Source organism: Pseudomonas sp. GW823-FHT02C05 (assembly GCF_058797595.1).
The window spans coordinates 883,283-897,975 of the sequence record NZ_JBXAJU010000002.1 but is presented as its reverse complement, the minus strand read 5'-3'; the positions used below and the strand labels follow the sequence as shown (position 1 = coordinate 897,975).

15 protein-coding genes are annotated in these 14,693 nt (G+C 64.2%); 9 read left to right on the top strand and 6 right to left on the bottom strand.

Annotation, left to right across the window (positions count from 1 at the left end; all coding sequences use genetic code 11):
• Positions 1-77: 77 nt before the first annotated feature.
• The gene (locus tag AC1RGE_RS15150; protein ID WP_011059888.1) at positions 78-353 is read left to right on the top strand and encodes a hypothetical protein; all 276 of its coding nucleotides are present in this window, start codon (positions 78-80) and stop codon (positions 351-353) included.
• Positions 354-414: 61 nt separating this feature from the next.
• Here the strand turns inward: AC1RGE_RS15150 and AC1RGE_RS15145 are convergent, their stop codons facing one another.
• Positions 415-1,755 (bottom strand): DEAD/DEAH box helicase, encoded by a 1,341-nt coding sequence (locus AC1RGE_RS15145; RefSeq protein WP_011059887.1) that lies wholly within the window; start codon positions 1,753-1,755, stop codon positions 415-417.
• A gap of 193 nt (positions 1,756-1,948) precedes the next feature.
• Between AC1RGE_RS15145 and AC1RGE_RS15140 the strand changes: the two genes are divergently transcribed.
• Positions 1,949-3,247, top strand: coding sequence for a mechanosensitive ion channel family protein (locus tag AC1RGE_RS15140; RefSeq protein ID WP_011059886.1), 1,299 nt, complete (start codon positions 1,949-1,951; stop codon positions 3,245-3,247).
• An 89-nt stretch (positions 3,248-3,336) separates the two neighbouring features.
• Here the strand turns inward: AC1RGE_RS15140 and AC1RGE_RS15135 are convergent, their stop codons facing one another.
• The 3 genes from AC1RGE_RS15135 to AC1RGE_RS15125 all read right to left on the bottom strand — a co-directional run bounded on the left by AC1RGE_RS15135 (position 3,337) and on the right by AC1RGE_RS15125 (position 5,532).
• Positions 3,337-4,200: a carboxylate/amino acid/amine transporter gene (locus AC1RGE_RS15135; protein WP_041116582.1), complete on the bottom strand. Its 864-nt coding sequence runs from the start codon at positions 4,198-4,200 to the stop codon at positions 3,337-3,339.
• 259 nt (positions 4,201-4,459) lie between these two features.
• Positions 4,460-5,059 carry an FMN-dependent NADH-azoreductase gene (locus AC1RGE_RS15130; protein WP_011059884.1) on the bottom strand — a complete coding sequence of 200 codons (600 nt, stop codon included), beginning with the start codon at positions 5,057-5,059 and terminating at the stop codon, positions 4,460-4,462.
• Positions 5,060-5,217: 158 nt separating this feature from the next.
• Complete coding sequence (locus tag AC1RGE_RS15125) at positions 5,218-5,532, bottom strand: hypothetical protein (protein ID WP_011059883.1); 315 nt, start codon at positions 5,530-5,532, stop codon at positions 5,218-5,220.
• Positions 5,533-5,581: 49 nt separating this feature from the next.
• Between AC1RGE_RS15125 and AC1RGE_RS15120 the strand changes: the two genes are divergently transcribed.
• The 5 genes from AC1RGE_RS15120 to aqpZ all read left to right on the top strand — a co-directional run bounded on the left by AC1RGE_RS15120 (position 5,582) and on the right by aqpZ (position 10,731).
• The gene (locus AC1RGE_RS15120; protein WP_011059882.1) at positions 5,582-6,505 is read left to right on the top strand and encodes a PA3225 family LysR-type transcriptional regulator; all 924 of its coding nucleotides are present in this window, start codon (positions 5,582-5,584) and stop codon (positions 6,503-6,505) included.
• A gap of 29 nt (positions 6,506-6,534) precedes the next feature.
• Positions 6,535-7,338: an alpha/beta fold hydrolase gene (locus tag AC1RGE_RS15115; protein ID WP_072443297.1), complete on the top strand. Its 804-nt coding sequence runs from the start codon at positions 6,535-6,537 to the stop codon at positions 7,336-7,338.
• A 3-nt stretch (positions 7,339-7,341) separates the two neighbouring features.
• Positions 7,342-7,905, top strand: coding sequence for a peptidylprolyl isomerase A (locus AC1RGE_RS15110; RefSeq protein ID WP_011059880.1), 564 nt, complete (start codon positions 7,342-7,344; stop codon positions 7,903-7,905).
• A gap of 90 nt (positions 7,906-7,995) precedes the next feature.
• A complete protein-coding gene (locus AC1RGE_RS15105) occupies positions 7,996-9,828 on the top strand; it encodes an ABC transporter ATP-binding protein (RefSeq protein ID WP_492584568.1) in 1,833 nt (610 codons plus the stop codon).
• Positions 9,829-10,032: 204 nt separating this feature from the next.
• Positions 10,033-10,731 carry an aquaporin Z gene (aqpZ, locus tag AC1RGE_RS15100; RefSeq protein ID WP_011059878.1) on the top strand — a complete coding sequence of 233 codons (699 nt, stop codon included), beginning with the start codon at positions 10,033-10,035 and terminating at the stop codon, positions 10,729-10,731.
• A gap of 16 nt (positions 10,732-10,747) precedes the next feature.
• On the opposite strand, the gene AC1RGE_RS15095 is transcribed toward aqpZ, so the two are convergent.
• Positions 10,748-11,872 (bottom strand): GNAT family N-acetyltransferase, encoded by a 1,125-nt coding sequence (locus AC1RGE_RS15095; protein ID WP_011059877.1) that lies wholly within the window; start codon positions 11,870-11,872, stop codon positions 10,748-10,750.
• A 75-nt stretch (positions 11,873-11,947) separates the two neighbouring features.
• Positions 11,948-12,853 (bottom strand): LysR family transcriptional regulator, encoded by a 906-nt coding sequence (locus AC1RGE_RS15090; protein WP_053149641.1) that lies wholly within the window; start codon positions 12,851-12,853, stop codon positions 11,948-11,950.
• An 84-nt stretch (positions 12,854-12,937) separates the two neighbouring features.
• On the opposite strand from AC1RGE_RS15090, the gene AC1RGE_RS15085 reads away from it, so the two are divergent.
• Positions 12,938-14,305 carry an MFS transporter gene (locus AC1RGE_RS15085; protein WP_103290538.1) on the top strand — a complete coding sequence of 456 codons (1,368 nt, stop codon included), beginning with the start codon at positions 12,938-12,940 and terminating at the stop codon, positions 14,303-14,305.
• Positions 14,286-14,687, top strand: a complete 402-nt coding sequence (locus AC1RGE_RS15080; protein ID WP_026019998.1) for a nuclear transport factor 2 family protein — start codon at positions 14,286-14,288, stop codon at positions 14,685-14,687. Before AC1RGE_RS15085 ends, AC1RGE_RS15080 begins: the two co-directional genes overlap by 20 nt.
• Positions 14,688-14,693: the final 6 nt, after the last annotated feature.

Below are 14,693 nucleotides of genomic sequence, written 5' to 3'. Positions count from 1 at the left end.
CTCAATCCAACTGAACTTTCCCTGCCTCCGCTGCCTCAACCGGATGACTGCCCGTTCCGAATCACGAGGCCTACGCCATGAAGAACCTGAGCATTCTTACCCTCGCCAGCAGCCTGCTGTTCGCCCTGCCCACCTGGGCCTGCACCCCGGACGAAGCCACCGCCAAGCGCGAACAGCTGGCCCAGGAAGTCAGCAAGATCACCGAGCAGAACCCGGCCAAGGCCAAGGAGATCAACGCCGAACTGCAGAAGATGGACCTGAGCACCTCCAGCAAGGACCTGCCGGACAATTGCCAGTTGATCGACCAGCGGCTCAAGGAACTGGCCACTGCCGAGAAAAAGGCCGAGAGCTGACACCCGCAAAGCAAAAAGCCCGGACCAGGTCCGGGCTTTTCATCTGCATCAGGCGCCAGGCTTATTCAGCGGCGGGGGCCTGTGGCTTGCGGCGCTTGAGCGGCGCCAGGCCATCCTGGCTGACCAGGCTGTCGCTCTTGGGCCGGTTGGCGGTCTTGCGCTTGGTCGGGGCCTTGGCCACGGCCTTTTTCTTGTCGCCCTTGGCGTCGGTCTTTTTCTTCTTCACGCCCACCGCCTTGCCGGAGGCCTTGACCTTCTTCGGCCCGCTGTAGGTGCCTTTGACTTCCTTGATGGTGCGGCGCTCGAAGCTCTGCTTGAGGTAGCGCTCGATGCTCGACATCAGGTTCCAGTCGCCGTGGCAGATCAGCGAGATGGCCAGGCCATCGTTGCCGGCACGGCCGGTGCGGCCGATGCGGTGCACGTATTCGTCGCCGCTGCGCGGCATGTCGAAGTTGATCACCAGGTCCAGGCCGTCAACGTCCAGGCCGCGGGCAGCGACGTCAGTGGCCACGAGGATCTTCACCCCGCCCTGCTTCAGGCGGTCGATGGCCAGTTTGCGGTCCTTCTGGTCCTTTTCACCGTGCAGGACGAAAGCCTTGTAGTCCTGGGCCACCAGGCGGCCGTAGATGCGGTCGGCCATGGCCCGGGTGTTGGTGAAGACGATGGCCTTCTGGTAGGTCTCGTTGGCCAGCAGCCAGTTGACGATCTGTTCTTTGTGCTGGTTGTGGTCGGCGGTGATGATCTGCTGACGGGTGGTTTCGTTCAGCTGGCTGACGCTGTTGAGTTGCAGGTGCTCAGGGTTGTTGAGGACCTTGGCGACCATTTCCCGCAGGCCGGAGCCGCCGGTCGTGGCGGAGAACAACATGGTCTGCTGGCGGTTCGGGCATTCGTCCACCAGGCGCTGCACGTCTTCGGCAAAGCCCATGTCGAGCATGCGGTCGGCTTCGTCGAGCACCAGCACTTCGACTTCCTTCAAATCCAGGTTGCCGGCGTTGAGTTGCTCCAGCATGCGCCCCGGAGTGCCGATGAGGATGTCCGGCACCTTGCGCAGCATGGCAGCCTGGACCTTGAAGTCTTCACCACCGGTGATCAGGCCCGACTTGATGAAGGTGAACTGGGAGAAACGCTCGACTTCCTTGAGAGTCTGCTGGGCCAGTTCCCGAGTCGGCAGCAGGATCAGGGTCTTGATGCTGACGCGGATCTTCGCCGGGCCGATCAGGCGATTGAGGATCGGCAGGACAAAAGCCGCGGTCTTGCCGCTACCGGTCTGTGCCGTCACCCGCAGGTCACGCCCTTGCAGCGCGAGCGGAATAGCCGCTGCTTGCACCGGCGTCGGCTCGACAAATTTAAGCTCGGCCACGGCTTTGAGCAGGCGTTCGTGCAGGGCGAATTGGGAAAACACGGGTGCTACCTCGAAGATATGCAAAAAAACAGCTGCATAGGGTACCGGTTTCGAGCGCGAAGGCCGAGTTTCTTTGTGCAAACGGTGGCAAAGAGTTGGTTTTTTGTTAACCGATTTGTCCTTAACCGTAACTTTCCCAGGGTTAAATGCTCTAATCCCCCTCCTGTGCCTTATAGAAGAATCGTTTTAGCCCATGGATTTCAAACAGCTCTGGCTCAATACCCAGGATCTCTGGGGAGCACTCGACCAACACCCTCTCCTGCACGCCGGCATCGGCCTGGCCCTGTTACTGGTGGTCGCCCTGCTGGTCGGACGAGTGGCACGCTACCTGGTGCTGCACGCGGTCAAGCTGCTGGGCCGCCAGCCGGCCCTGCACTGGCTCAACGACCTGCGCCACAACAAGGTATTCCACCGCCTGGCACAGATGACTCCCTCCCTGGTGATCCAGTTCGGCCTGCACCTGGTACCGGAGCTGAGCAAGACCAGCCTGCTGTTCCTCGGCAACCTGGCCATGGCCTTCACCATCCTGTTCCAGCTCCTGGCCCTGAGCGCCCTGCTCAATGCCCTGCTGGACATCTACGCGCGCACCGAACACGCCCGCACCCGCTCGATCAAGGGCTATGTGCAGTTGGCGAAAATGGTGTTGTACGTGTTTGGCGCGATCATCATCGTCGCCACCCTGATCGACCGCTCGCCGCTGTTGCTGCTGTCGGGCCTGGGCGCCATGTCGGCGGTGATCCTGTTGGTCTACAAGGACACCCTGCTGTCCTTCGTGGCCAGCGTACAGTTGACCAGCAACGACATGCTGCGGGTCGGCGACTGGATCGAAATGCCCCAGGTCGGCGCTGACGGCGACGTGGTGGACATCACCCTGCACACGGTCAAGGTGCAGAACTTCGACAAGACCATTGTCTCGATCCCCACCTGGCGGTTGATGAGCGAATCGTTCAAGAACTGGCGCGGCATGCAGCAGTCCGGCGGCCGGCGGATCAAGCGCAGCCTGTACATCGACGCCAGCGGCGTGCGCTTCCTGCATGACGACGAAGAAGTGCGCCTGAGCAAGGTGCGCCTGCTCACCGACTACATCGGGCGCAAGCAGTCCGAGCTCAAAAGCTGGAACGAAGCCCAGGGCAACGTCGCCGCGCTGTCGGCCAACCGCCGGCGCATGACCAATATCGGCACCTTTCGCGCCTATGCCCTGGCCTACCTGAAGAGCCACCCGGAAATCCAGCCGAACATGACCTGCATGGTGCGCCAGATGCAGACCACGGCCCAGGGCATTCCCCTGGAGATCTACTGCTTCACCCGCACCACCGCGTGGGTGGATTACGAGCGCATCCAGGGGGATATCTTCGATTACCTGCTGGCGGTGATGCCGGAATTCGGCCTGAACCTGTACCAGCAGCCCAGCGGCACCGACCTGCGGGCCGGCCTGCTGCCGGCGGTGCTGGGTGCCAGCCATGTGCCGACGGTAGAGAAGCAGGCTCTGTAACCCGGTAGGAGCTGGCTTGCCAGCGAAGGCGTTGGCCGGCCAGACGCAACGCTTGCGGGCCCTTTCGCCGGCAAGCCGGCTCCTACAGGTTAGGGCCTCAGGCGCGGTGCCGCGCCGCGGCGGCTGATCCACACCGCCCCCAGAATCACCAACCCGCCCAGCAACAGCCGCCCCAGGTCTTCGTGCTGGTTCCAGATCAGCAGGTTGATCAACAGCCCCACCGGCACATGCAGGTTGTTCATCACCGCCAGGGTGGCGCCGGTCACCAGGCACGCGCCCTTGTTCCACCAGTACATGCCCAGGGCCGTGGACACCAGGCCGAGGAAGAGCAGCACCGCCCACTGCAGCGGCGCGTCGGGCAGGTAGTGGGCCTTGCCGAACAGCAGGAACGCCGGCAACACCACCAGCAGCGCCCCCAGGTAGAAGTAGCCGAAGCGCCGGTAGTGCGGCTCGTCGCTGGGGTAGCGCGCTACCAGATGCTTGTACAGCACTTGCCCGGCGGCATAGGTGAAGTTGGCCAGTTGCAGCAGCAAGAAGCCCATGAAGAAGTCCGGGTTGACGCTGTCGTAGCGGATCACCACCGCGCCTGCCACCGCCACCAGCGCCGCCAGCAGGCCCCAGGGGTTGAAGCGCCGGTTCAGGGCGTCTTCGATCAGGGTCACATGCAACGGCGTGAGGATGGTGAACAGCAGTACTTCCGGCACCGTCAGCACGCGAAAGCTCAGGTACAGGCACACGTAGGTGATGCCGAACTGCAGCGCACCGATCAGCAGCATGCCGCGCATGAAGGCCGGGGCCACCCGGCGCCAGCGGGTCAGTGGAATGAACACCAGCCCCGCCAGCAGCACCCGCACCAGCACCGCGAAGTAACTGTCGACATGCCCGGCCAGGTATTCGCCGATCAGGCTGAAGGAAAACGCCTGGATCAGCGTGACAAAAAGTAGATAGCCCATGTTCGCCTCGTCTTGAATGGCGGCGACGATAGCGGTTTTGCCCCCTCAGATGAATCCCGGGCAAAAAAAATGCCCGATCTCGCTAGGCGTGCAATCGGGCGTCGGTACTGAAGGAGCAACCAGTACAAAGGGAGGTTCGATGCGCGAACCGGCTTGAAGGGGGATGCGCAGGCGCTACTTGAACACCGGTGGATTATCTGCGGATTAACGGCGCCGCCCTGCCCTTCGCTGAGCGGCGCCTGGGCTCAAGAGTCGCGGCTCAGGCCACCTGGGCCAGCTTGGCATTGGCCTGGTTCAGGCCCTTCTCGTGGAAATCGCCCCCCAGGTTCAGGCCTTCGGCGTGGATGAACTCCACATCGTGGATGCCGATAAAGCCCATCACCTGGCGCAGGTAGGGTTCCTGGTGGTCCGCGGTGCTGCCGGCGTAGATACCGCCGCGGGCAGTAAGCACGTAGGCACGCTTGCCGGTGAGCAGGCCCTGGGGCCCGGTGTCGGTGTACTTGAAGGTCACCCCGGCGCGCAGTACGTGGTCGAGCCAGGCCTTGAGGGTGCTGGGAATGGCGAAGTTGTACATCGGCGCGGCCATGACCAGGACGTCGGCGGCCAGCAATTCCTCGGTCAATTCATTGGAGCGTTGCAGGGAGTCCTGCTCGGCGGCGCTGCGCTGCTCGGCGGGTTTCATCCAGCCCCCCAGCAGGTTGGCATCCAGGTGCGGCACCGGGTTGCGGGCCAGGTCGCGTACCGTGATCGAATCACCCGGGTGGGCGGCTTGCCATTGCTGGATAAAGGTCTGGGTCAACTGGCGGGATACGGAATCCTGCTGGCGGGCACTGCTTTCAATGATCAGGACGCGGGACATGGCACAAATCTCCATCGGGGTATGCGTAAGTCGATGGAGCGCAGATTAAACAGAGCGATATCGATGAAAAAGCGCAAATAACTGCTATAACCAATCAACAAATTCGTTTATAAGCGGAGCCAGCCCTGCAGCAACCGGCCGGGCCGGGCCCACTTCGATCATTTGGCCTGGCAGGTCAGGTCCAGGCGCAGCTTGATGATCTTGCGATTGAACTTGGCGGTAACGTTCTTGCTCTGCCCTGCGGCGACTTCCACCTTGCGGGTGCGCGGCGCTTCGGGGCCATTGCGAAACACCACCGAGCACAGCGCATCGCTCTTGCCGTAGTTGTTCAACTGGATGGAGCCGATGTCTTCATCGGTGTCATAGGCCGTGTAATCGATGCTCTGGCCGTTGAGCTGCTTCTCGACTTCGATGGGATAGGCCCAGGCGCTCAAGGGCAACAGAGCCAGCAACACACAACAGAATTTTCTCATTCGGCAGTCTCCAGTAAGGAGCGCCAGCTTAGGACAAGAGGAGCCCCTCATGAAAGCGCCCCGCGTGACCCTGGATCAATGGCGCACCCTGCAGGCGGTGGTCGACCACGGCGGTTTCGCCCAGGCCGCCGAAGCGCTGCACCGGTCCCAGTCCTCGGTCAGCTACACCGTGGCCCGCATGCAGGACCAGCTCGGCGTGCCGCTGCTGCGCATCGACGGTCGCAAGGCAGTGCTCACCGAAGCCGGCGGCGTGTTGCTGCGCCGCTCCCGGCAACTGGTCAAGCAGGCCAGCCAGCTGGAAGACCTGGCCCACCATATGGAACAGGGCTGGGAAGCCGAAGTGCGGCTGGTGGTGGACGCTGCCTACCCCAACGCGCGCCTGGTACGCGCCCTGACCGCCTTCATGCCGCAAAGCCGTGGCTGCCGTGTGCGCCTGCGCGAGGAAGTGCTGTCCGGGGTCGAGGAAGTGCTGCTCGAAGGGGTGGCCGACCTGGCCATCAGCGGCTTCAACATTCCCGGCTACCTGGGTACCGAGATGAGCTCGGTGGAGTTCGTCGCCGTGGCCCACCCGGAACACGCCCTGCACCGCCTGCAGCGGGAACTGCACTTCCAGGACCTGGAAAGCCAGCTGCAAGTGGTGATCCGCGACTCCGGCCGCCAGCAACCGCGCGATGTCGGCTGGCTCGGCGCCGAACAGCGCTGGACCGTGGGCAGCCTGGCCACCGCCGCGACCTTCGTCGGCAGCGGCCTGGGCTTTGCCTGGCTGCCCCGGCACCTGATCGAGCGCGAGCTGCGCGAAGGCCTGCTCAAGGTCCTGCCCCTGGACCAGGGCGGCAGCCGCCACCCGACCTTCTACCTTTACTCCAACAAGGACAAACCCCTGGGCCCGGCGACGCAGATCCTCGTGGAGCTGCTGCGCACCTTCGACACCGCGCCCCTGGATGCGCCCTTTGCCGCCCCCGAGCAAGCCTGACGCCACCCCACCAGAACAGGAGTTCTGCCATGGCCTATTTCGAGCATGAAGGTTGCACCCTGCACTACGAGGAATACGGCCGGGGCGACCCCCTGCTGCTGGTCCATGGCCTGGGCTCCAGCGCCCTGGACTGGGAAAAACAGATCCCCGCGCTCTCGACCCGCTATCGGCTGATCGTCCCGGACATCCGCGGCCACGGGCGCTCCGACAAGCCCCGGGAGCGCTACAGTATCAAAGGCTTCACCGCCGACATCGTGGCGCTGATCGAGCACCTGAACCTGGGCCCGGCCCACTACGTCGGGCTGTCCATGGGCGGCATGATCGGCTTCCAGCTGGGGGTGGACCAGCCGCAGTTGCTCAAGAGCCTGTGCATCGTCAACAGCGGCCCCGAGGTCAAGCTGCGCAGCGCCAACGACTACTGGCAGTGGTTCAAGCGCTGGAGCCTGGCCCGGGTGCTGAGCCCGAGCGCCATCGGCAAGGCCCTGGGCCCGCGGCTGTTTCCCAAGCCGGAGCAGGGCGAGCTGCGGCAGAAGATGGCCGAGCGCTGGGCAAAAAACGACAAACGTGCTTATCTCGCCAGCTTCGACGCCATCGTCGGTTGGGGGGTTCAGGAACGTCTGTCGCGAATCACCTGTCCAACCCTGGTCGTTAGCGCCGACCGCGACTACACCCCGGTGGCGCTCAAGGAGGCTTATGTCAAACTGCTGCCGGACGCGCGGCTGGTGGTGATCGAGGACTCCCGACACGCCACGCCGCTGGACCAGCCGCAGCGCTTCAACCAAACCCTGCTGGACTTCATGACCACAGTCGACACCACCACCCAGGATCACTGACCCATGCTGAAAAAAATCGCCCTCGTCGCCGGCTCCGTACTCTTCGCGGCCAACCTGATGGCCGCGCAACCGGCCAAGGCGCCCCACGTCCTGCTGGACACCAGCTTCGGCAAGATCGAAGTGGAACTGGACCCGGTCAAGGCACCGATCTCCAGCAAGAACTTCCTCGACTACGTCGACAGCGGCTTCTACACCAACACCATCTTCCACCGGGTGATCCCGGGGTTCATGGTCCAGGGCGGTGGCTTCACCGCGCAGATGGTGCAGAAAGACACCCGCGACCCGATCAAGAACGAAGCCTCCAACGGCCTGCATAACGTGCGTGGCACCCTGTCCATGGCCCGCACCTCCAACCCCAACTCGGCCACCAGCCAGTTCTTCATCAACGTCGCCGACAACGCCTTCCTCGACCCGGGCCGCGATGCCGGCTACGCCGTATTCGCCAAGGTGGTGAGCGGCATGGACGTGGTGGACCAGATCGTCAACTCCCAGACCACCACCAAGCAGGGCATGCAGAACGTGCCGATCGACCCGGTACTGATCAAGTCGGCCAAGCGTATCGACTGATACTTCGCAGCCTGTCCCGACGGCGGCGCCCTACCCGGCGCCCCGTCCGTTTTCTGCACAGGAGAGCCCGTACCCCGGGCTTCAGACCCCATGCTCTTTCGTCGTTTTGAACAACTGATCGACATCTTCCGCGACGCTCCCAGCGCCACCCCGCCCAACCGGGTCCTGCCCTTCTACTTCCACTACATCAAGCAAGTCTGGCCGAGCTTCGTCGCCCTGCTGGTGGTGGGCCTGTTCGTGGCCCTGATCGAGGTGTCGCTGTTCAGCTACCTGAGCACCATCATCGACCTGGCCCAGGGCACCCCCAGCGTCCAGGTGTTCACCGACCACGGCCTGGAACTGGCCTGGATGGCGGTGGTGGCGCTGCTGTTCCGGCCCCTGATGGTGGGCCTGCACGACCTCCTGATGCACCAGACCATCAACCCTGGCATGACCAGCCTGATCCGCTGGCAGAACCACAGCTACGTGCTGCGCCAGAGCCTGAACTTCTTCCAGAACGACTTCGCCGGGCGCATCGCCCAGCGCATCATGCAGACCGGCTATTCGCTGCAGGACTCCTCGGTGCAGGTGATCGATGCCCTGTGGCACGTGACCATCTACGCCATCGGTTCCCTGGTGCTGTTCGCCGACGCCGACTGGCGCCTGATGATCCCGCTGCTGCTGTGGATCGCCGGCTTCATCGGTGCCATGCGCTACTTCGTGCCACGCATCCAGAAGCGCTCGGTGGACGCCTCCGACGCCCGCTCCAAGCTGATGGGGCGAATCGTCGACGGCTACACCAACATCACCACCCTCAAGCTCTTCGCCCACACCCACTTCGAGCAGAGCTACGCCCGCGAGGCGATCGCCGAGCAGACCGAAAAGAGCCAGCTGGCCGGGCGCGTGGTCACCGCCATGGACGTGACCATCACCAGCCTCAACGGCCTGCTGATCGCCGGCACCACCGGCCTGGCCCTGTGGCTGTGGAGCCAGTCGCTGATCAGCGCCGGGGCCATTGCCCTGGCGACCGGGCTGGTGATCCGCATCGTCAACATGTCCGGCTGGATCATGTGGGTGATCAACGGCATTTTCGAAAACATCGGCATGGTCGAGGACGGCCTGAAGACCATCGCCCAGCCCCTGCAACTCACCGACCGCGAGCAGGCACCGAAGCTGGCGGTGGCCCAGGGCGGCGTGCGTTTCGAACATGTGGAATTCCACTACGGCAAGGCCAATCGGGTCATCAGCGACCTCAACCTGCAAATCCGCCCGGGGGAGAAGATCGGCCTGATCGGCCCGTCCGGGGCCGGCAAATCAACCCTGGTCAACCTGCTGCTGCGCCTCTACGACCTGCAGGGCGGCAAGATCCTCATCGACGGCCAGGACATCGCCGGGGTAACCCAGGAAAGCCTGCGCGAACGCATCGGCATGATCACCCAGGACACCTCGCTGCTGCACCGCTCGATCCGCGACAACCTGCTCTACGGCCGCCCCGACGCCACCGACGAGGAACTCTGGGAAGCAGTGCGCAAGGCTCGTGCCGACGAGTTCATCCCGTTGTTGTCCGACGCCCAGGGCCGCACCGGCTTCGACGCCCATGTCGGCGAGCGCGGGGTCAAGTTGTCCGGCGGCCAGCGCCAGCGCATCGCCATTGCCCGGGTGCTGCTCAAGGATGCGCCGATCCTGATCATGGACGAAGCCACCTCGGCCCTGGACTCGGAAGTGGAAGCGGCGATCCAGGAAAGCCTGGAGACCCTGATGCAAGGCAAGACCGTGATCGCCATCGCCCACCGCCTCTCCACCATCGCCCGCATGGACCGCCTGGTGGTCCTGGAACAGGGGCGCATCGCCGAGACCGGTACCCACGCCGAACTGCTGGCCCACGGCGGCCTGTATGCGCGCCTGTGGCAGCACCAGACCGGAGGCTTCGTCGGCATCGACTGAGCCTCTGTAGCCGCTACAGAAAGTTGCCGCACAATGCGCCAGAGCCCCCGGTTTCAGGGGGCCCTGGCGTTTTTCATGGGCGAGTGGAATTGCGCCGAAAGCCTGCTGTACTCAGCCTAGGTTCCGGAGCGGAACCTGTAGTTAACCTGCGGGATGCATAACAGTTGTATCGCGTTGATAGGTTGACCTATCAAGGACTCTCTCATGTCTTTGTTCAAACGTTCTGTCACCGAATTGCTCGGTACGTTCTGGCTGGTCCTGGGCGGTTGCGGCAGCGCCGTGCTGGCGGCGGCCTTTCCCAACGTCGGTATCGGCCTGCTCGGGGTCGCCCTGGCCTTCGGCCTGACGGTGCTGACCATGGCCTTCGCCATCGGCCATATCTCCGGTTGCCACCTGAACCCCGCGGTGTCCGTCGGGCTGGTGGTGGGTGGACGCTTTCCGGCCAGGGAACTGCCGGCCTATATCGTCGCGCAGGTGATCGGCGGGGTAATCGCCGCGGCGCTGCTGTACTTCATCGCCAGCGGCAAGCCGGGGTTCGAACTGGCCTCGGGGCTGGCGTCCAACGGCTATGGCGCACACTCCCCCGGCGGCTATTCCATGGCCGCGGGTTTTGTCTGTGAGTTGGTGATGACCCTGATGTTCGTGGTGATCATCCTCGGCGCCACCGACAAACGCGCCCCGGCGGGGCTGGCGCCCATCGCCATCGGCCTGGCCCTGACCCTGATCCACCTGATCTCGATCCCGGTCACCAACACCTCGGTCAACCCGGCCCGCAGCACCGGACCGGCGCTGATCGTTGGCGGCTGGGCGTTGCAGCAGCTGTGGATGTTCTGGCTGGCGCCGATCCTTGGCGCAGTGATCGGCGGCGTGGTCTATCGCTGGCTGGGCAAGGAAGACGGCTGAGCAACGCTGGCGAGGGTCACGCCTGCCGATAGGGCAAGGCGTCCCTCGCCTCTTGCGCATAGGCGCGGATTCCGGCCTGTTCCTGTTGCAGGAAATCCTTCACCGCAGCCTTCAGCCCGGGATGGCGCAGGTAGTGCCAGGAGCGGGTGAGCACCGGTTCGAAGCCGCGAATCAGCTTGTGTTCGCCCTGGGCGCCGGCGTCGAAGCGCTGCAGCCCCTGGGCGATGGCGTACTCCATGCCCTGGTAGAAACAGGTCTCGAAATGCAGGCGGTCGAACTCCGCCAGGCAACCCCAGTAGCGCCCATAGAAACTGTCGCCGCCCACCAGGCTGAAGGCCATGGCCACCGGGCGCCCGCCCTGCTTGGCCAGGACCACGCGGATCGCTTCGGGCATACGCTCGGCCAGCAGGCTGAAAAATGCTCGGGTCAGGTAGGGTGACTGGCGCCGCACCGCGTAGGTGTTGGCGTAGCAGGCATAGACGAAATCCCACTGCGCCTGGTCCAGTTCATGGCCTTCGAGCCACTGGAAATCAATGCCCTGCCCCGCCACCTGCTCGCGCTCCTTGCGCATCTGCTTGCGCTTGCGCGAGCTCAGGGCATCGAGGAAATCCTGAAAGTCCCGGTAGCCACGGTTCTGCCAGTGAAACTGGCAGCCCAGGCGCTGCAGCCAGCCCGGTTGCTGCTCCAGGGCCGCGTCGCTGAAATCGTCGGTGAAGTTGATATGGGCACTGGAAAGTCCTTCGATCTCCAGGTAGCCGGGCAGGCTTTTCAGCAGTTCGAGCGCATCTGCCTGGGTCGCTGCCAGCACCCGGGCGCCGCTCACCGGGCTGAACGGCACCGCCGTCAGCAGCTTGGGGTAGTAGTCGATTCCGGCCCGGTCGCAGGCATCCGCCCAGCCATGATCGAACACGTATTCGCCGTAGGAATGCCATTTGCGATAGCTGGGCAGCGCCGCCAGCAGCCGACCGTCTTCGACATGCAGCAGGTGCTCGGCCTGCCAGCCAGAGCGCGGGCCAAGGCTGCCGCTGTCTTCCAGGGCACTGAGAAAGGCGTGGCGCACAAAGGGTTGCCCGTCCTTGAGCAGGCCATCCCATTGCGCAGGATCGACGGCGGACAGGCTGTTCAAGGATTGCAGCGGCATCGGGGTCCCCGGAATTCAGATCGAACAACCCGGGGAGTATCCTCCATCCCCGGGTTCACCGAAACCGCCGCAGCGCTAGCGCCCCAGGTGCTCCGCCAGAAAGTCGATGAACACCCGGGACTTGCGCGGCAGGTGCGCACTGTTGGGAAACAGCACATGCACCGGCTGCGTGGCCAGCCGGTACTCGGGCAATACCCGCACCAGCCGCCCGTTGCCCAGGTCATCGAGGACCATCCACTCCGGCAGCACCGCCAGCCCCAGGCCGGCCAGGGCCATGGCGCGAATCGCCGTCGCCGAGTTGGACTCGTGCCCGGGGCTGACCTTGACCTCCACCTCGCCACGGCGCGGATGGCTGAAGGTCCAGCCCGGCGGCCCGCCCAGGTTGCTGTTGCCAATCCAGGGCCAGGCATCGAGCTCTTCAGGCTGCGTCACCTGCCGGTCCTTGAGCAGCGCCGGGCTGGCCACCAGGACAATGGCGTAGTCCGCCAGCTGGCGCCCCTTGAACCCCGAGTCCGCCAGGTGCCCGAGGCGGATCACCAGGTCGAGCTTTTCCGCCACCAGATCATTCAACGACGAGTTGAAGTGATAACTCAGGCGCACCTCGGGATAACGCGCGGTGAACAACGGCAGGATCGGCAACACAAACGTCTCGGCATACTCCGCCGTGGAGCTGATGCGCAACTTGCCACTGACCCGGTCGCGCCCGTGCAGCACATTGTCGAAGGCGGTGTCGATATTGGCGACAATCCCCTTGAACTCGTCGTAGAGGGCCTGGCCGGTCTCGGTCAGTGTCACCTGCCGCGTGGTGCGGATCAGCAAGGTGCTCGCCAGCGCTTGCTCCAGGGCCTTTATGTGCAGGCTGGCCATGGCCTTGCTGATGCCCAGGTACTGCGCGGCGCGGGTGTATGAGCCGAAGTCCACCACCGCAAGAAAGGTCTGTACCCGGTGCAGCTGGCCGTGAAAATTTTCGCTCACTGTCAAATCCCATTAAACAATGCGTCAAGTATAGGCACCTCGACACCCTGCCCCCAAGCTCCCTAAGCTGCGCGCCAAAAGGGAGACGGCATGACTTACAGATACAAAGTGGCGGTGGTATTCCTTCTCGGATTCTTCATCGACTGCGTCAACATTTTCATGTCGGCGGTGGCCCTGCCCACTATCGCCGCCCAACTGCAAGTGTCCAGCGCCGCCGTGGCCTGGGTCGCCAATGCCTACATCCTCGGCCTGACCCTGGTGATCGCCATCAGCACCTGGCTCGCGGCGCGTTTCGGCAACCGCCAGGTGCTCTGCGCCTCGATGCTGCTGTTCAGCGTTGCCGGGCTGATGTGCGGGCTGGCCGACAGCTTCATGCCACTGGTGTTCTGGCGGCTGGTCCAGGGCATGGCCGGCGGCCTGCTGATTCCCCTGGGGCAGGCACTGACCTTCAACCTGTTCCAGGGCACGCAACGGGCGCGGATCTCCACCCTGGTGATGGCCGTGGCGCTACTGGCGCCAGCGCTGTCGCCCACGGTGGGTGGGGCCATTGTCGACCACAGTTCCTGGCGCTGGGTGTTCTTCGCCAGCCTGCCGCTGTCGCTGCTGGCGGCGTTGCTGTCCTGGTACTGGATCAACGCCGAGCGCTCGGCGCCACCGCCGCGCCCGGACCTGCGCGGCCTGCTGCTGGTGACTGCGAGCCTGGGCTGCCTGTTGCTCGGCATGTCGCTGTACGGCAGCGGCTACCCGGCCCATCAGGCCGCACCGGGCCTGGTTGCCGGCCTGCTATTGGCCGAGTGCTACCGGCGTCACTGTCGGGCCTGCGCCCGGCCCATCGTCGAACTGCGGCTGCTGAAAAATCCGCGCCTGGGCCTGTCGGTGGCTATCTATCACGCGATCCCCGGGGTCTTCACCGGGGTCAATCTGCTGAGCCTGTTCTTCCTTCAGGAGAGCCTGCACCTGAGCGCCCAGCACAGCGGCATGTTCATGCTGCTGTATGCCGCCGGCGCACTGCTGGCGATGCTCGCCTGCGGACGTTTGTACAATCGCCTGGGCGCCGCACGGCTGTTCGCCATCGCCCTGGTGCTGCACAGCGCCGGCATCGCCAGCCTGTACGGGGTCGATTCGCTGGCCGATCTGCCCCTGATCAGCCTGGCCTACCTGCTGATGGGCCTGGGCGGCGGCGCCGGTGCCAATACCGCGCAGACCACCGCCCTGCTGGACTTCGACGGCGCCGATACGCACAAGGCCAGCGTGATCTGGAACATCAACCGGCAGATGGCCTTCAGCCTCGGCGCGGCCTTACTGTTGATGCTCTACAACCTGCTGCTGGGTTATCGGGGCGTCACCGGCGCCTACCACCTGAGCCTTTTGCTGGCCGCCGCAGCCGGCCTGCTACCCCTGTTGACCCTGAACCGACTCCCACCACCCGAGGCCTCCCATGCCCAACTCGATCGCTAGACAGGCGCAATACAGCGTGCACTGGATTCACCAACTGATTCACAGCGTCTTCACCAACCAGCGCGGGGATGCCGAGGCCTGCATCGATCCCTTGCTGGGGCTGTTCGCCGAAGACTTCCAGATGGTCACCACCGGCGGCGCCATGGTCGGCCGCGAGCAGGTGGAACAGCTGTTTCGCGAAGGCCTGGGCCAACGCCCCGGTCTGGAAATCAGCATCAGCCAGGTGCGCTGTGTGTGGCAGGAAGGCCAGAGCGCGGCGATCCACTACAAGGAAACCCACCGCCTGGGCCAGGTCGAAAGCGCGCGCCTGTCCCTGGCGATCATTCGCGTGCAGGGCGATGCGGCGCAGTGGCTGTACCTGCACGAAACCGCCTGCCCTTGAGAGGCG